Below are 19,825 nucleotides of genomic sequence, written 5' to 3'. Positions count from 1 at the left end.
TCATACCGAACATGAATACCACAATATCCCCACTGTTATCGCAGCCTGAGCTTTTTCCGGTGTCGGTCATGGCTCAGCATGGCTGTTTACTCCCTACGACTTCCGGACTGACACCCTACGCCCAACGGACCATTCGCCGCGCTATCAACCTGCTGGATAAATATCTGCGTCAGCCAGGTATAGCCTTTACCTCAAGCACTGCAGCCCGTGACTGGCTCCGGTTACAGCTGGCCAGACAGGAGCGGGAGGTGTTTATGGTGTTCTATCTCGATAATCAGCATCGTTTACTGGAGAGTGAAACGCTGTTCGCCGGTTCGGTAAACCATGTGCAGGTTCATCCTCGAGAGGTAGTGAAGTCAGCGCTTCGTTTCAATGCCGCTGCTGTCGTGCTGGCGCATAACCATCCCTCCGGTGATCCGGAGCCCAGCCAATGCGATCGCAACATTACTGGCAGGCTTAAAGATGCCCTAGCACTGGTTGATGTGAACACGCTCGACCATCTGGTTATCGGATCAGATGGCATTGTGTCGTTTGCTGAGCGAGGCTGGATATGAAAATCATCAGCAAACGCCAGGCAATGACCCTGTACCGGCAACATCCTGGCTCCCGACTGTTTCGCTTCTGTACCGGCAAATATAAATGGTCCGGCAGTATCTGCCATTATGCTGGCCGGGAAGTTCAGGACATACGCGGCGTTCTGGCTGTATTTGCTGAACGTCGTCAGGACCGCAATGGTCCCTATGTCATTCTTCGAAGCATTACTCTTAATTAATCCTTCCCTTTAATCAGGAACAATAATGAACAATCACTCAGAATCCGGTACAAAGCCGGAGAATCCCGCCTGCCAGCAGTGGGGGCTAAAGAGTACGATTACACCCTGTTTTGGAGCTCGGCTGGTACAAGAAGGCGACCGCCTGCATTTTCTTGCTGATCGGGCCGGATTTAACGGTGCTTTCTGCGACGATGACGCGCTATACCTGGATCAGGCCTTTCCGTTGATTCTCAAACAACTGGAGCTGATACTCACCAGCGGAGAACTCTCCCCCCGCCATCAGCACTGTGTCACCCTCTATCACAACGGACTCACCTGCGAAGCCGATACGCTTGGTAGTTGTGGCTACGTATATATCGCCATTTATCCCACTCAACGTTAATTACTTTCACGAGAAAAAAAATGAAATTTCTACCTACAACAAATATGCGGGCGGCGAAGCCATGCCTGTCGCCCGTGACTATCTGGCAAATGCTACTTAGTCGTCTGCTGGAACAGCATTATGGCCTGACACTAAACGATACACCTTTCTGTGATGAAACCGTCATACAGGAACATATCGATGCCGGTATCACTCTCGCTAATGCCATTAACTTTCTAGTGGAAAAGTACGAACTGGTTCGTATCGATCGCAGAGGGTTTAGCTGGCAAGAACAAACGCCATATCTCACGATTATTGATATCATGAGGGCCCGTCGCGATCTGGGTTTAATGAATCGTAATTAGTCTGATGCTAACGGTATCGCTGCTTTTGAGTATGCCTGCCATTTGGTATCATCTCGCTTCCTGCTGATTTATCGACAAAGGTAATTGCTTGAATTCAAAGCCTCTGTGCTTTGGGGGTATCTTTGGGGGTATAAGTAAAGTTATAACTTGAAAACTTTATATTTTTCAATTTATTGAACGGATTGTTCTAATCCCTTCGCCCGCTCCAATTTATCTTCACCTCATCAACCTGCCATTTTTGTTGTATCTGATTTTCTATATTATCTTAATTCAATCGCTTCAGACTTTTCGCAATCGCCGTAATACTTCCCCATTTTTTTGTAAATAAAAGCGTTTACGCAATGCAATCCATTTGTAACAACCCAGGTAAAATACCTTATTTTCAAGTTGTTAAATAAGTGGTTATCTACGCTTTTAACAAACGATTGATGGAATCTTTTATGAAAGGGAAATCTGCATTAACTCTTCTGCTCGCTGGTATATTTTCATGCGGCACATGCCAGGCGACAGGGGCAGAAGTGACGAGTGAATCTGTATTTAACATTCTTAATTCCACGGGGGAAGCAACAGATAAAAGTTATTTATCGTTAAATCCAGATAAGTATCCTAATTATCGTCTTCTGATTCACTCAGCCAAATTACAAAATGAAATAAAGAGCCACTATACCAAAGACGAAATTCAAGGATTGCTAACATTAACAGAAAACACACGAAAGTTAACGTTGACGGAGAAACCCTGGGGAACGTTTATTCTTGCTTCTACTTTCGAAGATGACAAAACAGCGGCAGAAACCCACTATGATGCTGTCTGGCTGAGGGATAGTCTATGGGGCTATATGGCATTAGTATCAGATCAGGAAAATAGGGTAGCTGCAAAAAAGATTCTGCTCACCCTGTGGGATTATATGTCTACGCCCGACCAGATTAAGCGGATGCAGGACGTCATTAGCAACCCAAAACGACTGGATGGAATTCCCGGGCAAATGAATGCTGTGCATATCCGATTTGACAGCAACTCCCCCGTGATGGCAGATGTGCAGGAAGAAGGCAAGCCGCAGCTGTGGAACCATAAACAAAATGATGCGTTAGGTCTTTATCTTGATCTCCTTATACAAGCAATCAATACTGGTACTATTAACGCTGAAGATTGGCAAAAAGGTGACCGATTAAAATCGGTTGCGCTGCTGATTGCTTATCTGGATAAAGCCAATTTCTATGTTATGGAAGATTCCGGAGCGTGGGAGGAAGATGCCCGATTAAACACATCTTCCGTTGCACTGGTGACCTCTGGACTGGAACGTTTGTCAAACCTACTCTCGAAGAAAGACTCTGTTTTTATCTCTGATTTACTACGCGAAGCTAAAGCCAATGAACTGGATGAACCACTTTCAACAACGAGGTTGAACCACCTCATAGATAAAGGTTATGAAAGAATAACGCTACAGCTTGATTTAGGGGGAGAATCTCCTGGTTATCTGGAAAAAGATAAACATTACAGAGAAGCTGATGCGGCCTTACTTAATGTTATTTATCCTGCAAATCTTTCAAAGATAAATACCAGAAGAAAAGAGCAAGTTTTAAAAATAGTTAAAAAACTAGCAGGTCCGTATGGCATAAAAAGATACGAGAAGGATAATTATCAGTCGGCAAATTTTTGGTTCAATGATATTAAAACTGATACTGATGAAAATTCACATGCGAAAAGAGAAAAGAGCTTCATTCCATCAACAGAAGCAGAATGGTTTTTTGACTCATGGTATGCAAAATCAGCAGCAATTGTTTATAAAGAATCAAGAAAAGAAGAATATTTGAATGACTCAGTGCAATTTATGAATAGATCATTGGCCCAAATAACAGGCGAGAATATGATTGGTGCAAATGGCAGGAGCGTACCTGAAATGGCACTTCCCGAAAGCTATAACTATATCCACAAGTCAGGAACTTTGCATGAAGCGCCAAGCCCTATCATTCCGCTAAACTGGTCGAAAGCCTCAATGACTCTTATGTTGAAAGAAATGTCCAACCTTATCAATGATGAGGGAATTAAATAGTTTTCATAATGAGGCGGTCCTGGATTAAAAGGACCGCTCAAAGAGAAATCGTAAGGGAGGTAAAAGTGATCAATAAATTACTGTTAGCTTACCTGATAGGTCTGGTTGTGACATCGACCTTAATATTTATCTTCTCGGAAGAAAAAGTAACATATCGGTTGTTTGCTGCAGTAATTACAGGGTTGACCTGGCCGCTTAGCCTCATTCCATCCATCATAAGTATCATAATTCGTAAATCCGACTAACAAGAAAATTATATGAACGATTAAGAAAAATATAATCGATAAAGAGAATAAAATATATGCGGGGAGTAACAAAACACTCGCAGTGCGTTAATGTGTAACTAACAAATATGATTTTTTTTGAAAATAGTCACCAAACAAGTGTTATAAGAAATACGGGGTATGTTTAAGTAAAACATATCAACAGTTGCAATTCTGTATATGGACAGGATGACTTACTACTGTAAGTGGCTGATAGCTATTCGCTCATAACAAAATCATTATTTTATAAATAGGAATCATCATTTTTTAATCATGTTTTTATTGCAAGTTTATGGAGAATGAGAATATGGAATAAGGAGATGAAACATGATTGAAGAAGGGCTGTTACTTCCAATGAATGTTTTGCTTCAAGGACAGAAGTTAACCCTACTGGACCCTGAAATGTGGTTCTTACGGGGAAATGAAAACAAGGATGTAACCCTTGTTATTACGATTGGTAATAACCATCAAAAATTAATGGTAGTGGAAGACATATTACTGCTCATTGACCGAAGCCAAATTGAGGTAACTGCAGGGAAAGTAATTTATCATCCACTTCGCATTGATATCCTGAGTAAATTATTAGCTTTTATAGATGAATCAACGGGGAGTGTGGAAAGGGAACACCATGACTTGTTTGCTGATGCCTTGCCCTTTGCATCAGAAGTTGTGCTATTCAGTAAAGTTGCAAGTGAAGCTTGGTTTTTAGCCACTTATCTGAGCAGCGATAATATTAATGAAATTCTGTTTCAGCATCTAAGAAAAACAGAATGCTATAAACTGGTTCGCTATTTATTATCGCAATCGCTCATACAGACTTCACTCTATGATCTTGGTGAGCTTTACGGCGTATCGTATTCACATTTTCGCCGTTTATGTAGTTATGCATTGGGTGGTAAAGTTAAAACGGAATTATGTGGCTGGAGAGTTGCCAGAGCCGTGTTGGAAATCATTGAAGGAAACAGTGATATGACAACTATTGCGCATAAATATGGCTACTCATCCTCATCACACTTTTCAGCCGAAGTAAAAAGCCGGTTAGGAAAAACACCGAGAGAACTATGTAAAAAGTTATGAAAATAAAATTACGTATTACTATTATATTAATTTCAGTCTTATGCATTTTTAATGGATTATTGACTCCTGGTGCATATGCCGCAGCAGCGAATGGATACGTAGCAAATAAAGAAAATCTACGTAGTTTTTTTGAAACGGTTTCATCATATGCGGGTAAGCCTACAATAGTAAGTAAGCTTGCCATGAAGAAACAGATCAGCGGAAATTTTGATTTAACCGAACCCTATGCCTTGATTGAACGCCTGTCGGCGCAGATGGGACTTATTTGGTACGATGATGGCAAAGCTATTTATATCTATGACTCATCAGAGATGCGTAATGCGCTGATTAATCTGAGAAAGGTATCGACGAATGAGTTTAATAATTTTTTAAAAAAATCGGGGCTGTATAACTCTCGTTATGAAATTAAAGGGGGCGGCAATGGTACTTTCTATGTATCGGGGCCACCGGTTTATGTTGACCTGCTCGTTAATGCTGCAAAATTAATGGAGCAAAACAGTGATGGCATTGAGATCGGACGCAATAAAGTAGGTATTATTCACCTGGTCAACACATTCGTTAATGACCGGACTTATGAATTACGTGGCGAAAAGATAGTTATTCCTGGCATGGCAAAAGTACTATCGACGTTGTTAAATAATAACATTAAGCAAAGCACTGGGGTTAACGTACTTTCTGAAATTTCAAGTCGTCAACAACTAAAAAACGTATCACGTATGCCTCCTTTTCCTGGTGCTGAAGAAGATGATGACCTACAAGTAGAGAAAATAATATCGACAGCTGGAGCGCCAGAGACTGACGATATACAAATTATTGCATATCCAGATACCAACAGTTTACTTGTTAAAGGAACAGTATCTCTGGTTGATTTTATCGAGAAGTTAGTAGCTACGCTCGATATTCCAAAGCGACATATTGAATTATCTTTATGGATAATAGATATTGATAAGACTGATCTAGAACAGTTAGGAGCTGACTGGTCGGGCACGATAAAAATTGGATCCAGCCTAAGTGCATCATTTAATAATTCAGGTTCAATTAGTACCCTGGATGGGACACAGTTTATTGCAACAATACAGGCACTTGCGCAAAAAAGAAGAGCCGCCGTTGTTGCTCGTCCTGTCGTTTTAACACAGGAGAATATTCCTGCTATATTTGATAATAACCGTACTTTCTATACTAAATTAGTCGGCGAGCGTACTGCGGAGTTGGATGAAGTAACCTATGGTACGATGATTAGCGTGCTACCACGATTTGCTTCGCGAAATCAAATTGAATTACTCTTGAATATTGAAGATGGCAATGAAATCAATTCCGACAAGACCAATGTTGATGACCTGCCTCAGGTTGGTAGAACGCTTATAAGTACTATTGCGCGCGTGCCTCAAGGGAAAAGTCTTTTGATTGGTGGATATACACGAGATACCAATACCTATGAAAGTCGCAAGATCCCGATATTAGGCAGTATTCCATTTATTGGTAAATTATTTGGATATGAAGGAACAAATGCGAATAACATCGTTCGTGTCTTTCTTATTGAGCCAAGAGAGATCGATGAGCGCATGATGAATAATGCGAATGAGGCTGTGGTTGACGCCAGAGCAATAACACAGCAAATGGCAAAAAATAAAGAAATCAACGATGAATTACTGCAGAAATGGATAAAAACTTACCTGAATCGTGAAGTCGTCGGAGGATAGTGAAATGGCGATTCATGTAGAGCATGTCGGTGTATTAGAAAGAGCCAGAGAAGTTTCTCGCTTAGAGGACATTATCACAGAAGATAATGAAGATATTGAAGCTGAAATGCCTAAAATGGGAGATGATCCCGCCGGTAAAGAAGCTCGATTCTTACAAGCTACTGACGAGATGTCAGCAGCGTTAACGCAGTTTATGAAGAAAAAAATCTACGAAGAACAACTGGCCAACTTTCTGGACGGAGAAGAATATGTCCTGGAAGATCAGCCAATAGAAAAAACCGATAAAATCATGGAGGCGCTTAAGGCAGCAACTACCCATGACTATGAAGTGTATAGCTTTGCTAAAAAATTATTTCCAGATGAAAGCGATCTGGTGGTTGTATTACGTGCAATTTTACGTAAAAAACAAATATCTGAAAATGTGCGGCTAAACGCTGAAGCATTACTTAGAAAAGTTAATCAAGAGACTACTAAAAAATTCATTAATAGTGGCATTAACTCGGCATTAAAAGCAAAGTTATTTGGCCAGGCGTTGTCATTAAATCCAAAATTACTAAGGGCAAGTTATCGACAATTTTTAATGGCAGAAGACGATGCTGTAGATACTTATGTAGAATGGATTGGTAGTTATGGCTATCAAAATAGAATGCTAGTGACAAAATTTATCAAAGAGACGCTTTTCTCAGATATAAATGCACTTGATGCGAGTTGTTCATCATTGGAATTTGGTATGTTTCTCAATAAGTTGTCACAACTATTGTCTCTTCAGTCGGCAGAGGCTTTATTTCTGAAAACTTTAATGAATAACCCAATAATTAAAAAATTTATTAGCGCAGAAGATTACTGGATATTTTTTCTGATATCGTTAATAAAATTTCCTGAGACTGCAGAGGAACTCCTGAAAAATGCACTGGTAACCCTACCCGCAGATGCTAATTATAAAGACAAAACGTTACTCCTGAAGGCGATTTACAGCGGATGTACAAATCTTCCATTTTCACTTTTTATTAATAATGAACAATTATTAGAGATTAGGGAGTGTTGTAAACAGGCAATAAAAGTAACATTTGCAGTAGAGCTCTTTGATACACAAAACAGTAATAAAAAACAAAATAAAAAACCATGGAAGAAGGTAATGTTCAATGTTTAACAAAGTTTTGATAGGGTTAAGGAGTCATCCAGAATTAATAATTCTTGGATTAATGGTGATGATTATCGCCATGCTCATAATTCCATTGCCCACTTACTTAATCGATTTTTTGATTGGGCTGAACTTAACATTGGCAATACTTGTGTTTTTAGGATCATTCTATGTTGATAGGATCTTAAGTTTTTCTTCATTCCCATCAATTCTCCTCATCACAACGTTATTTCGTTTGGCGCTGGCGATCAGTACCAGTCGACTTATACTTCTTGAGGCGGACGCCGGAGAAATTATAACGAGTTTTGGTGAATTCGTTATTGGAGATAGCCTGGTAGTTGGTTTTGTTATTTTCTCCATTGTTACTATTGTTCAGTTTATCGTGATTACTAAAGGTTCGGAACGTGTGGCTGAAGTTGCTGCCCGCTTTTCGCTTGACGGTATGCCAGGTAAACAAATGAGTATTGACGCCGATCTACGCGCCGGGATCATTGATGCAGATTTAGCAAAAGAACGTCGTAGCGTATTAGAACGAGAGAGTCAGCTGTATGGTTCCTTTGATGGTGCGATGAAATTTATCAAAGGTGATGCTATTGCAAACATCATTATTATCTTTGTTAATATTATCGGTGGGCTATCAGTAGGAGTAGGCCAAAATGGAATGGATTTCTCGACAGCGTTGACCGTCTACACAATTCTTACCGTCGGTGATGGTCTTGTTTCTCAAATTCCAGCTTTATTAATTGCTATTAGCGCAGGGTTTATCGTAACGCGCGTGAATGGCGATAGTGATAATATGGGGCAAAATATAATGTCCCAGTTATTAAGTAATTCTTTTGTCATTATTGTGACATGTGTCCTCGCGCTAAGTATTGGGTTGCTTCCAGGTTTTCCCCTTCTTGTTTTTTTATGTTTGGCAGTAATCTTAGGAATTTATTTTTACTTTAAATTCAAAAAGAAAGGGGTTGAAGAAACGGTTGTTAAGGGAGATATCACCGTTGGGTTGGAACCCTATAATCAGGATGATGATATTTCATTAGGTATTATTAATAAACTTGATCAGGTTATTACCGAAACGGTACCCTTGGTTTTGATTATGAATAGTGTACAGGCTAAAAAATACACTGAAATCAATCTTGCTGATAGGATTCGTAGTCAGTTTTTTATTGAGTATGGTATCCGTATTCCCGGTATTGTCATTCGCGAGGGGGAAGGCCTTAATGATGAAGATGTCATATTAATGCTAAATGAAGTCAGAGCCTCGCAATTTAAAATTTATCATGATCTTGTCTTGTTGGTTGAATATTCAGATGAAGTGGTTTCGACTTTGATCAAGAAACCTGTCATCGTAAATAGTAATGGTGAACAATATTATTGGGTTACAAAAAGTGATGCCCAAAAATTAACAAAAATTGGCTGTTATACTCGCACGGCCATGGATGAAATGTACAATCATTTATCTGTATGTCTGGCTCATAATATTAATGAGTATTTTGGTATACAAGAAACCAAATATATTCTTGATCAATTAGAGATGAAGTATCCTGATCTATTAAAAGAAATATTAAGATATATAACCGTGCAGCGCATTTCAGAGGTAATTCAGCGTCTGATCCAGGAGCGAATTTCAGTGCGCAATATGCGTTTAGTTATGGAGGCTTTAGCATTATGGAGCCCACGAGAGAAAGATATAATTACACTCGTTGAGCATGTACGAGGTGCATTAGGTCGCTACATTTGCCATAAGTTTTCATATTCTGGAGAAATTAAAGCAATTGTGATTTCGCCTGAAATAGAGGACAGAATCAGAGATGGTGTCAGGCCTACCGCTGGCGGTACTTTTCTTAATCTCGATGCATCCGAAGCTGAGATGATTCTGGATAATTTTAAACTGGCACTTTCTGGAATCAATATTCCTATTAAAGACATTATTTTACTGGGATCTGTGGATATTCGTCGTTTTATCAAAAAACTTATTGAATCTAGTTATCGAGACCTCGAAGTACTTTCGTACGGGGAACTAACGGAAAATGTTCCCGTTAATATTCTGAAAACTATTTAGGATAATGTCTTGCGATATGGAGCATGCTGGTATGAAAAAATTAAAACTATTAAATAAATACAGCTACTTACATAGCATAAACGGCTCGCTGATTGAAGCAGAGCTTGACGACGTTTCAGTGGGCGAAGTATGCGAAATTTATGCGAGCTGGCAAGCAAATGAACGTATAGCCAGGGCTCAGGTCGTTGGCTTTCGCAATGGAAAGACATTATTAAACCTTATAGGCAGCTCTGTGGGGCTTACACGTACTGCAGTATTGAAACCAACGGGAGAGCAGTTAACCATACAGATCAGTGATGCCTTTCTTGGTTCAGTTTTGAATGCTTCTGGTCAAATTATGGAAAGGTTTGTCCCGGTCACTCCAGGGGATAGGGGAAATTTACGCCTGATTGATGAACTGCCACCGTCGTATCAGGAACGTCGAGTTATTAATACACCACTAGAGACACGGATAAGAGTCATTGATGGCGTACTGACATGTGGCATTGGTCAACGTGTTGGGATTTTCGCATCGGCTGGCTGTGGCAAAACGGTTTTAATGCATATGCTTGTAAACAACACTGAAGCTGATGTGTTTGTTATTGGCTTGATTGGCGAACGTGGAAGGGAAGTTACGGAATGCGCGGAATCGCTGAAAAAATCAGTAAATGCAGCAAAATGTGTTTTGGTTTATGCCACCTCTGATTTTTCGTCAGTAGATCGGTGTAATGCCGCCCTGATGGCGACAACCGTGGCAGAGTATTTTAGAGATCGAGGAAAGAGAGTTGTACTTTTTATCGACTCAATGACGCGCTATGCACGAGCACTACGCGATATGAAGCTGGCAGCGGGTGAACCACCTGCCAGACGTGGTTATCCTGCTTCTGTTTTTGACAGCTTACCTCGCTTACTGGAGAGGCCGGGACCAACACTAAAAGGAAGTATTACTGCCTTTTATACCGTATTACTGGAGGGGGAGGATGAATCAGACCCACTGGGGGATGAAATTCGCTCAATCCTTGATGGCCATATCTATCTAAGTCGCAAACTCGCTGGGCAAGGTCATTATCCGGCAATAGATGTTCTAAAAAGTGTGAGTCGAGTATTTGGTCAGGTCACTGATGAAAAACACAGAGATAATGCTGCACGGGTAAGGAAGATCCTCACCACTTTGGAAGATCTACAGGTGTTTATTGATTTAGGGGAATATCGCGCTGGGCAAAATGCTGAAAATGATTTTGCTATGAATGCCCGGCCTAAACTCACAAATTGGTTAAAACAGTCAGTTAATGAAAAAATGCCAATGAGTGAAACGCTAAAAGAGCTTGAACGAATTGTTAAGTAAAGTTAATCGACTTATCAGAAGAACAGCGCAGAGCCTGGCTGCATGTGAAGCATCATTACAAAAGTTAAATGCAGAAAAAGAAAAGTTAGTCGAAAAGGAACGCCTGTATGATATGCAACTTAAAAACCTACAGTCACTGTTAGATATGAAGGAGTTACTCGGCGAAGTAGTATTTCGCCAGGATATATTTTACTCGTTACGTAAAGTTGCAGTCATTCAGCAGCAGATCGCTGAGATAAATCTTGAAAAGCAAAAAATAGCAGAGCGGCGAAAAATACTTAACAAGGAAATAGTTCAACAGCAAGCACAAAGAAAACACTGGTGGCTAAAAGGAGAAAAGTACGATCTACTAAAGAAGCGCATCAAAAAACAACTTTTAAATCAGATGCTTTATCAAGACGAGCTTGAACAGGAGGAGAAATATAATGGACGAAGTCAAGAAAATTGAACATTATAAAAATTTAAACACAGACACATCCGAGAATTCTGCTGCGTATTTAGACAGTTTCGTAAAGAAAAACAAAAAAAATAAAGAAATGAGTGAGATTGTTGCTGGATCCATTCTCCAGTTATTACGTCAGGCTCAGGATAGCCAATTCCCTACGTTTGGGAAAAAGAATGGGCAAATGAAGTCTATTGATAACAAATCGTCTCTCCAGGTTGACAGGAATTCATCTTTTTCTTTGCAAACAAATGGAATAGAGCAACTTTCTACAAAGAAAGTCCTCAATATGACTTCACGAGATCAGGGTCTTAATTCTGAACTATCTGATAAAACGATACAATTTAAGGGGGGAATCCATAATGGTATCCATACAGAAAAAATCACGGTTCAAAACCACAGTAATAATAAAGAGCGTGAAAAAAAATATCGCGATGGAGACAAAAAAAATGGAGAGCAGGCCCATTTATTAGATATTACTAACGAAAGAAGGTTTGCTGATAACAAAACCATGTTTACTCAACATATCGAAAAGCAAAGGAATGTTCATACGCTCAATCAGAATGATATAAATAATTCTGTTAATAGTGCCAATGTACCCGAAAATGAATTGACATATCAGTTTCAGCGTTGGGGACAGAATCATACAGTTCGGATTCTGGAAAGTAGTGAAGGGATACGACTAAAACCATCAGACACGATTGTCTCCGACAGACTCCATGAAGCCCAACACAATGATGTTACAGCACAACGTTGGGTATTGACTGAGCAAGATGAACGACAAGGACAACGACATCAGCCTCATGATGAGCAAGAAAATGAAGGTAAATTCGAAAACGATCAGAAGGACGAAAGTTAATGTTCGGTCTGAGAAAAGTAAATGGAAACACTCATTCCTTTGAAACCACTTTTCAAAACTGGAAAGAAAATGGTGAAGATGTTGCGTTATTAATGCCCGAATTTAGTGCTAAATGGCTACCGATAGCGGAAGAGAGTGGCAGCTGGTCTGGATGGGTGTTGCTTCGAGAAATATTTCCCTTAATTTCTGCCGAGCTCGCTGGGATGGCTTTAATGCCAGAAACGGAAAGGTTAATAGGGGAATGGCTCAGTTTATCCAGTTCCCCGATAAATCTAAATCATCCTGAACTAAAATATAATCGTTTGTGCGTAGGTAAAGTATTTGATGGAGTATTGAGTCCAGCTCAACCACTGATAAGAATATGGACAGGGGATTTGAATCTTTGGTTGGATAAAGTCACAGTCTGCCAATACGAAAACGCTCTAACGCTAGACAAAAAAACATTATATTGGCCCATTCATTTTGTAATTGGGTTTAGTAAAACATGTTATAGAACCATTGTTGATATTGAAGTTGGTGATGTTTTATTAATTTCAGATAATTTTGCTTATGCGGTTATTTATAATACAAGGATTTGTGATCTGATTTATCCAGAGGAGTTAAAAATGGCTGATCATTTTGAGTACGAGGAAGATTTTGAAACAGATGACTTTGATATCAAAAAAAGCGAGAGTGAGATTTATGATGAAAATGATGAACAGATGATTAATAGTTTTGAAGAGTTGCCTGTAAAAATTGAGTTTGTTCTTGGAAAGAAAATAATGAATCTATATGAAATAGACGATCTCTGTGCAAAAAGAATAATATCTCTGCTTCCTGAATCTGAGAAAAATATAGAGATACGTGTAAATGGCGCGCTAACTGGCTATGGCGAACTTGTTGAAGTGGATGATAAATTGGGCGTAGAGATTCATTCTTGGTTATCAGGGTATAATAATGTCAAATAGCATTTCGCTGATAGCGATACTATCATTATTTACACTTTTGCCGTTTATAATAGCATCCGGGACATGTTTTATTAAATTCTCGATTGTTTTTGTTATTGTCCGAAACGCGCTGGGACTTCAGCAAGTGCCATCAAATATGACACTTAATGGGGTTGCTTTGCTATTGTCAATGTTTGTAATGATGCCGGTTGGGAAGGAAATATATAATAACAGTCAGAATGAGAATCTTTCATTCAATAATGTAGCGTCGGTTGTTAATTTTGTTGAGACAGGCATGAGTGGTTATAAATCATATTTGATAAAATATTCTGAACCGGAGTTGGTTAGCTTTTTTGAAAAGATTCAGAAGGTGAATAGTTCTGAAGACAATGAAGAGATAGTCGATGATGAGAATATTTCAATTTTCTCGTTACTCCCGGCATATGCGTTGAGTGAGATAAAAAGTGCATTTATTATAGGTTTCTATATCTATTTACCCTTTGTTGTAGTTGATCTGGTTATATCCAGCGTTCTGTTAACGTTAGGTATGATGATGATGAGTCCGGTAACCATATCTACACCGATAAAATTAATTCTGTTTGTCGCGATGGACGGTTGGACAATGTTATCGAAAGGACTCATTTTACAATATATTGACCTATCCATTAATCCCTGAGGAAAAAATATGGACGACATTGTTTTTGCGGGGAATAGGGCGCTGTATCTGATTTTAGTTATGTCTGCAGGACCTATTGCAGTTGCGACATTTGTTGGTTTATTGGTAGGGCTTTTTCAAACGGTAACACAGTTGCAAGAACAGACTTTGCCATTTGGCGTCAAATTATTGTGCGTAAGTATTTGCTTTTTTTTAATGAGCGGATGGTATGGTGAAAAATTATATTCGTTTGGTATCGAAATGCTTAATTTAGCATTCGCGAGAGGATAGCATGGGGGAGGCGATACTCTATCAGTTGCATAGTCTGCTGGCTGCTACAGCGCTCGGTTTTTGCCGATTGGCACCAACTTTCTATTTGTTACCATTTTTCGCCAGTGGGAATATACCAACAGTAGTCCGCCATCCAATAATAATAGTGGTATCATGTGCATTAGTTCAGCATTACCACTATGAATTATCTACCCTAAATGAAATAGATATCGCTTTGTTTGCTGCCAGAGAAATTATCATAGGGTTGTTTATTGCTTGCTTATTAGCATCCCCATTTTGGATTTTCCTTGCTATAGGCAGCTTTATCGATAACCAACGTGGTGCAACGTTAAGTAGTACTTTGGATCCGGCTACAGGTGTCGATACATCGGAATTAGCAAGATTATTTAACCTTTTCTCTGCAGCAGTTTATCTTACTAACGGTGGATTGAACTTTATTCTGGAGACTCTATGGCAAAGTTATAACTTATGGCCTTCAGGAAATTTTAATTTTCCTAAATTAGAGCCTTTATTCTCATATATTAATAATATAATGACTCATACTATCGTTTACGCAAGCCCCGTGATTGCGGTTATGCTGGGCGGTGAAGCTGTCCTGGGATTGCTGGCACGCTATGCTTCACAACTAAATGCTTTTGCCATCTCACTGACTGTCAAAAGTGCGCTGGCATTTTTAATATTAATTATTTATTTTGGCCCAATACTCGCTGAACGAGTTATGCCGTTATCCTTTTTCCCAGAACAATTGCAATTATACATTGATAAATAGAGTGTTTCATGGCAAATAAAACTGAAAAGCCAACACAAAAGAAACTCCAGGATGCTTCTAAAAAAGGGCAAATTCTAAAAAGTAGAGACTTAACAGTTTCTGTAATAATGCTTGTGGGTACTTTATATCTCGGATATGTATTTGATGTGCATCATATTATGTCGATTCTTGAATACATCCTTGATCATAACGCTAAACCGGATATTTGGGACTATTTTAAAGCTATGGGGATAGGTTGGTTGAAAACGATCATTCCTTTTTTGCTGGTTTGCATGTTTACAACAATACTTGTCTCATGGTTTCAAAGTAAAATGCAATTAGCAACTGAAGCTATTAAGTTTAAGTTTGATTCATTAAATCCAGTAAATGGCTTAAAACGTATATTTGGCTTAAAAACCGTAAAAGAATTTGTCAAAGCAATACTTTATATTATTTTTTTTGCATTGGCGATCAAAGTATTTTGGAGTAACCATAAATCACTGCTTTTTAAAACTCTTGATGGAGATATCATATCTTTATTATCAGATTGGGGAGAGATGCTATTCCTTCTCATACTATATTGTCTTGGCAGTATGATAATTGTTCTAATATTTGATTTTATCGCTGAGTATTTTTTATTTATGAAAGATATGAAAATGGATAAACAAGAAGTTAAAAGAGAATACAAGGAACAAGAAGGAAATCCAGAAATTAAGTCTAAACGCAGAGAACGCCATCAAGAAATTCTGTCAGAGCAATTGAAATCTGATGTCAGTAATAGCCGTCTGATGATTGCCAACCCTACGCACATTGCCATAGGGATATACTTTAAGCCACATCTGTCACCTATACCATTGATTTCTGTAAGAGAAACTAATGAGGTCGCATTAGCCGTAAGGAAATATGCAAAAGAAATCGGAATACCAATTATTACAGATAAAAAATTAGCACGAAAAATTTATGCTACCCATCGTCGCTACGATTATGTTAGCTTCGAAAATATAGATGAGATCTTGCGTCTTCTGCTGTGGCTTGAAGATGTGGAGAATGCTGGACAACCTATTCCAGATGAACTGCTCCCCTCAGAAGATAAATTCAAAGAAGGTGAAGACACAAAAAGTGAGAATAAAGACAATAATTAAAAAAATTAAACATCTATCATAGTCGGAAATTTATAAGAATCTACACGCAAAAAGCGTGTAGATTCTTATTTAATGTGTTAAACGATCTTGCGAAATGACAAGCAATTGATACATACTCATCTCTTTATAAGCTGGAACAGTCGTAACCTGTGCAAATTCGCGATATAGTTTCTGCTCTAGTTCTGCTGATGATATATATTCCGGGTGTTCGCTAAAGAACTGTCTTGCATCTACTATCGCCTGAGATTCGCCACTTCTTTTATTCTGAGTATCCTTTAATGAATTTTCTCTGGTGCATGCAGAGAGCAACGATATCAGCGCGACAGTTATTATGATTTTACTATTATATCTTACTAATGACATATCAACTTTCTCTTATGCAAGATTGGAGTTTAAAATAATGTTTATCCCATTCACAGAGTGCTATAAACAACTCAACAGTACCTTTTATGTTAAGTTTATTTAGGGCTCTTATTTTGTGATATGATACTGTTTTATAATCAATTCCTTTGATAATGGCTATTTGTTTTAACGAATAAGAAACACATAACCGCAGGATATCTATCTCATCATGGGTAAGTGGTTCTTGAGTGGAATACACATTTCGTGTATGAAGATTCGAAACCAGGAAATGCGTTAAATCAGATAATGTAATATTCTTATTGATCCTGATGAAATTGTTGCTCAAAAGGGTGTTTACAGGTTCTGTATTTGGTTTGAGATTTCGATGTTGGTGCTCATCAATAACAACGAACGAATGTCCAAGATCAACCAACGCAACCAAATCGCTGTAATATTCCTTTTGGGATGCTAATAATGCATTAGTGCCTACAGTGAAGTAGACATCACTGGAAAAGACTTGCATATGCCAACCTGCACTCTAAAATCATTTAGGGTAAATATTACGTGTAAAATTTAAAATAATGGTAATTGTTATATTTGCATATCAATGAGGGAATAGGGTGAATACCTTAAATTGCAAATAAAGTTATGTATGTAGGCATTTAAAATGGTTCTCGAAAATTATAATCTTTTTATTGTGTGTCATCATAATTTGATCATGAAATTTCCGTCTTGTTACACTACTCTAAACTAGAGCTTATGGAATTAGCGGGTGGTATTCATGGGAAATAATGATAAATTCTTATCACAAGACTTATTGGAATCTTATGCCATTCGTTTATTGAGCGGACCATTGAATGGATGCGAGTATGAAATACTTAATGGGCGTGTACTCGTTATCGTTGGTAATGATGTTTCGTTAGGAAGAAGTGATTCTTTTTCTGAGTTACCAGAGAATACGATAGTCATTCCTTATGGAGAGCTTACAGGCAGTTTTGAGGTAATAATCACTACCGACCCTGATCTGGTTGTAACAATCAGAGAATTAACAGCACAAGAACCTGAAGATAGAACGTTAACATTGAATCAGCAAATAGAAGTTTTAGGCCTCAAATTTGCTGTAAAAGGAAAAAATGAAGTTTGGCAGTATTCAATACCAGGTATTGTTGAAAATAACATTACTTCAACAAGACAACATTTCTTTAGTAGTACGCTGTTTAAATATGTAACGCTATTTTTTCTTTTTGCTATCATTTTTATAGCTTTTTATATTGTTAATGCCAGTAATGATCCGCAGCTGAGACATATCGATAAAATTCTTGTAAACAAAAATAGAAATTATGAAATTTTATATGGTAGGGATCATGTCATCTATATCAATACCAATAGTTTGGATGAAGCTGTCTGGGTCAAACAAGCACTGGAAAAAAATCAACCAGGAAAGCCAGTACGGGTGATAAATCCTGATGATGAATCGATACGAATTTTTTCATGGCTTGCTGATAATTTCCCAGATCTACAATATTTTAAACTACAGCTATTAGATGCCAGTAATCCAAGACTGACAGTGAGTAAGCAACGGAATGCTATCACACAGCAACTAATCGATAATCTTATTAAAGGATTACTGCAAACTATGCCATATGCCAGCAATATAAGTATTGCGGTATTAGATGATAATGTATTGGAAAGTCAGGCAATTGAAACATTGTCGGCAATAGGTCTTTCTTATGAAAAATATAAAACAGCTAACAATGTATATTTCAATATCATTGGTACGTTAAGCGACAGTGAATTAAATAAAATTAATAATTATGTTGACGAATATTATAAACAATGGGGTAAACAATATGTAAGATTTAATGTGAATTTGAAAAATCAGGACACAAATAATAGTTCATTTAGCTACGGAGATAACCGATTCGAGAAGTCTCAAGGTAGCAAGTGGACATTTCAGGAATAATTGAGGAGGACTTATGGCAGATTGGAATGGTTATATTATGGATATCAGCAAACAATTTGATCAGGGCGTTGATGATCTTAACCAACAAGTTGAAAAGGCGTTGGAGGATTTAGCAACCAATCCTTCCGACCCGAAATTCCTTGCCGAATATCAGAGTGCATTAGCTGAGTATACATTATATCGAAATGCGCAATCTAACGTTGTAAAAGCGTATAAAGATCTTGATTCGGCAATCATACAAAACTTCCGCTAAACTGGATAAGGATTTTATTATGTCAGTAAGCAATATGCCACCTATTGATAGAGCTGAGCAATCAACTGCTCATGAAATACAGCAAGCGAAAGTTATTGATTTAAATGACCGGGTTCTCAATCTTGATAACCCGGATGATAAAATGATCTCCGCTTTTGCTAACTATGCGGTACAAACTGAAAATTGGCAGCAAAATGCGTTACAAGCATTAAGGTCTGATAAAAAGGGGTTAACTCCTGAAAAATTATTAGTCTTGCAGGATCATGTGCTTAATTATAATGTCGAGGTTTCATTGGTGGGAACATTAGCAAGAAAAATTGTCGCTGCAGTTGAGACGTTGACTCGCTCATGAAATATATATCATTATTCTTGTTTATCCTGCTGTTGTGCGGTTGCAAGCAGCAGGAATTACTGAACCATCTTGATCAACAGCAAGCTAATGATGTCCTTGCTGTTTTACAAAGACATAATATTAATGCTGAGAAGAAGGATCAAGGCAAAACTGGATTTTCAATCTATGTAGAACCAACGGATTTTGCTTCTGCGGTGGATTGGCTAAAAATCTACAATCTCCCGGGTAAGCCTGATATTCAAATATCGCAGATGTTCCCTGCAGATGCACTCGTTTCCTCTCCACGAGCGGAAAAAGCAAGATTGTATTCTGCTATTGAACAGCGTTTAGAGCAATCTCTCAAAATTATGGATGGCATTGTTTCTTCAAGAGTACATGTTAGTTACGATGTTGATACAGGTGATAGTGGCAAAACTGCTTTACCAATTCATATTTCTGTACTTGCTGTATATGAAAAAGATATCAATCCAGAAATAAAAATAAATGACATTAAGAGATTTATTGTTAATAGCTTTGCAAGCGTACAATATGAGAATATTTCAGTCGTATTGTCAAAACGAAGAGATATTATTGAACAAGCACCAACATATGAAATTAACGAACCTGTTTTTGCTTATGATAAGACTATGCCGGTTTCTATCTTACTTGCATTAATGTCCATTGCGACTTGCTGGCTGTTATGGAAGTACAGGGCTATTCTAACTAATTTAATCAGGTTAAAAAATAAGTAGACATA

23 protein-coding genes and 2 pseudogenes are annotated in these 19,825 nt (G+C 38.2%); 23 read left to right on the top strand and 2 right to left on the bottom strand.

Annotation, left to right across the window (positions count from 1 at the left end):
• Positions 1-11 precede the first annotated feature (11 nt).
• The 19 genes and pseudogenes from radC to FQZ95_RS16935 all read left to right on the top strand — a co-directional run bounded on the left by radC (position 12) and on the right by FQZ95_RS16935 (position 16,179).
• On the top strand, positions 12-554 hold the full coding sequence (gene radC, locus FQZ95_RS17020; RefSeq protein WP_001546954.1) for a RadC family protein: 543 nt from the start codon (positions 12-14) through the stop codon (positions 552-554).
• The gene (locus FQZ95_RS17015) at positions 551-772 is read left to right on the top strand and encodes a DUF987 domain-containing protein (RefSeq protein WP_001546953.1); all 222 of its coding nucleotides are present in this window, start codon (positions 551-553) and stop codon (positions 770-772) included. Before radC ends, FQZ95_RS17015 begins: the two co-directional genes overlap by 4 nt.
• Positions 773-797: 25 nt before the next feature.
• On the top strand, positions 798-1,154 hold the full coding sequence (locus tag FQZ95_RS17010) for a type IV toxin-antitoxin system YeeU family antitoxin (protein WP_001546952.1): 357 nt from the start codon (positions 798-800) through the stop codon (positions 1,152-1,154).
• A gap of 20 nt (positions 1,155-1,174) precedes the next feature.
• Positions 1,175-1,498 carry a TA system toxin CbtA family protein gene (locus FQZ95_RS17005; RefSeq protein WP_001546951.1) on the top strand — a complete coding sequence of 108 codons (324 nt, stop codon included), beginning with the start codon at positions 1,175-1,177 and terminating at the stop codon, positions 1,496-1,498.
• Between the two features lie 440 nt (positions 1,499-1,938).
• The gene (locus FQZ95_RS17000) at positions 1,939-3,549 is read left to right on the top strand and encodes a glycoside hydrolase family 15 protein (protein ID WP_160530455.1); all 1,611 of its coding nucleotides are present in this window, start codon (positions 1,939-1,941) and stop codon (positions 3,547-3,549) included.
• A gap of 65 nt (positions 3,550-3,614) precedes the next feature.
• Positions 3,615-3,794 carry a GhoT/OrtT family toxin gene (locus tag FQZ95_RS16995; protein WP_001352966.1) on the top strand — a complete coding sequence of 60 codons (180 nt, stop codon included), beginning with the start codon at positions 3,615-3,617 and terminating at the stop codon, positions 3,792-3,794.
• Between the two features lie 345 nt (positions 3,795-4,139).
• Entirely contained in the window at positions 4,140-4,889 is a 750-nt protein-coding gene (eivF, locus tag FQZ95_RS16990) for a type III secretion system transcriptional regulator EivF (protein ID WP_000568778.1), read from the top strand.
• Positions 4,886-6,589, top strand: coding sequence for a type III secretion system outer membrane ring subunit SctC (gene sctC / locus FQZ95_RS16985; RefSeq protein ID WP_160530454.1), 1,704 nt, complete (start codon positions 4,886-4,888; stop codon positions 6,587-6,589). The genes eivF and sctC overlap by 4 nt, the downstream gene beginning before the upstream one ends.
• 4 nt (positions 6,590-6,593) lie before the next feature.
• Complete coding sequence (locus tag FQZ95_RS16980) at positions 6,594-7,739, top strand: YopN/LcrE/InvE/MxiC type III secretion system gatekeeper (RefSeq protein WP_160530453.1); 1,146 nt, start codon at positions 6,594-6,596, stop codon at positions 7,737-7,739.
• Positions 7,732-9,792: an EscV/YscV/HrcV family type III secretion system export apparatus protein gene (locus tag FQZ95_RS16975; RefSeq protein WP_160530452.1), complete on the top strand. Its 2,061-nt coding sequence runs from the start codon at positions 7,732-7,734 to the stop codon at positions 9,790-9,792. Before FQZ95_RS16980 ends, FQZ95_RS16975 begins: the two co-directional genes overlap by 8 nt.
• A gap of 31 nt (positions 9,793-9,823) precedes the next feature.
• Positions 9,824-11,116, top strand: coding sequence for a type III secretion system ATPase SctN (gene sctN / locus FQZ95_RS16970; protein WP_000734320.1), 1,293 nt, complete (start codon positions 9,824-9,826; stop codon positions 11,114-11,116).
• Positions 11,106-11,564 (top strand): type III secretion protein, encoded by a 459-nt coding sequence (locus FQZ95_RS16965; protein ID WP_001354951.1) that lies wholly within the window; start codon positions 11,106-11,108, stop codon positions 11,562-11,564. The genes sctN and FQZ95_RS16965 overlap by 11 nt, the downstream gene beginning before the upstream one ends.
• Positions 11,542-11,772: pseudogene (locus tag FQZ95_RS26465) on the top strand (type III secretion system needle length determinant, SpaN/EivJ family); the annotation flags it as partial. The gene FQZ95_RS16965 and the pseudogene FQZ95_RS26465, both read left to right, overlap by 23 nt.
• A 75-nt stretch (positions 11,773-11,847) precedes the next feature.
• Positions 11,848-12,417: a SpaN/EivJ family type III secretion system needle length determinant gene (locus tag FQZ95_RS26840; protein WP_001360946.1), complete on the top strand. Its 570-nt coding sequence runs from the start codon at positions 11,848-11,850 to the stop codon at positions 12,415-12,417.
• Positions 12,377-13,364, top strand: a pseudogene (locus tag FQZ95_RS16955) (YscQ/HrcQ family type III secretion apparatus protein). The gene FQZ95_RS26840 and the pseudogene FQZ95_RS16955 overlap by 41 nt, the downstream one beginning before the upstream one ends.
• The gene (locus FQZ95_RS16950; RefSeq protein ID WP_160530450.1) at positions 13,354-14,019 is read left to right on the top strand and encodes an EscR/YscR/HrcR family type III secretion system export apparatus protein; all 666 of its coding nucleotides are present in this window, start codon (positions 13,354-13,356) and stop codon (positions 14,017-14,019) included. The pseudogene FQZ95_RS16955 and the gene FQZ95_RS16950 overlap by 11 nt, the downstream one beginning before the upstream one ends.
• A gap of 9 nt (positions 14,020-14,028) precedes the next feature.
• Positions 14,029-14,289 carry an EscS/YscS/HrcS family type III secretion system export apparatus protein gene (locus tag FQZ95_RS16945; protein WP_000341004.1) on the top strand — a complete coding sequence of 87 codons (261 nt, stop codon included), beginning with the start codon at positions 14,029-14,031 and terminating at the stop codon, positions 14,287-14,289.
• Between the two features lies 1 nt (position 14,290).
• The gene (gene sctT / locus FQZ95_RS16940) at positions 14,291-15,058 is read left to right on the top strand and encodes a type III secretion system export apparatus subunit SctT (protein WP_000503296.1); all 768 of its coding nucleotides are present in this window, start codon (positions 14,291-14,293) and stop codon (positions 15,056-15,058) included.
• 8 nt (positions 15,059-15,066) lie between these two features.
• Entirely contained in the window at positions 15,067-16,179 is a 1,113-nt protein-coding gene (locus tag FQZ95_RS16935; RefSeq protein ID WP_001284723.1) for an EscU/YscU/HrcU family type III secretion system export apparatus switch protein, read from the top strand.
• Between the two features lie 69 nt (positions 16,180-16,248).
• Here the strand turns inward: FQZ95_RS16935 and FQZ95_RS16930 are convergent, their stop codons facing one another.
• Positions 16,249-16,542, bottom strand: a complete 294-nt coding sequence (locus FQZ95_RS16930) for an invasion protein (RefSeq protein ID WP_000060687.1) — start codon at positions 16,540-16,542, stop codon at positions 16,249-16,251.
• A 1-nt stretch (position 16,543) separates the two neighbouring features.
• Entirely contained in the window at positions 16,544-17,044 is a 501-nt protein-coding gene (locus tag FQZ95_RS16925) for a helix-turn-helix transcriptional regulator (protein WP_160530449.1), read from the bottom strand.
• Between the two features lie 258 nt (positions 17,045-17,302).
• On the opposite strand from FQZ95_RS16925, the gene FQZ95_RS16920 reads away from it, so the two are divergent.
• The 4 genes from FQZ95_RS16920 to FQZ95_RS16905 are packed head-to-tail and all read left to right on the top strand — an operon-like array spanning position 17,303 to position 19,820.
• A complete protein-coding gene (locus FQZ95_RS16920) occupies positions 17,303-18,484 on the top strand; it encodes a PrgH/EprH family type III secretion apparatus protein (protein WP_001354949.1) in 1,182 nt (393 codons plus the stop codon).
• Between the two features lie 13 nt (positions 18,485-18,497).
• Complete coding sequence (locus FQZ95_RS16915) at positions 18,498-18,737, top strand: type III secretion system needle complex protein (RefSeq protein WP_000796272.1); 240 nt, start codon at positions 18,498-18,500, stop codon at positions 18,735-18,737.
• 19 nt (positions 18,738-18,756) lie between these two features.
• Positions 18,757-19,089, top strand: coding sequence for a type III secretion system inner rod subunit SctI (gene sctI, locus FQZ95_RS16910; protein WP_000116717.1), 333 nt, complete (start codon positions 18,757-18,759; stop codon positions 19,087-19,089).
• The gene (locus FQZ95_RS16905; protein WP_000875228.1) at positions 19,086-19,820 is read left to right on the top strand and encodes an EscJ/YscJ/HrcJ family type III secretion inner membrane ring protein; all 735 of its coding nucleotides are present in this window, start codon (positions 19,086-19,088) and stop codon (positions 19,818-19,820) included. Before sctI ends, FQZ95_RS16905 begins: the two co-directional genes overlap by 4 nt.
• Positions 19,821-19,825 lie beyond the last annotated feature (5 nt).

Origin of the sequence: Escherichia sp. HH41S (genome assembly GCF_009820115.1) — a bacterium.
GTDB classification, from domain to species: Bacteria; Pseudomonadota; Gammaproteobacteria; order Enterobacterales; family Enterobacteriaceae; genus Escherichia; species Escherichia coli_F.
The sequence above is the reverse complement of the archived record's forward strand: the minus strand, read 5'-3'. Positions and strand labels throughout refer to the sequence as shown.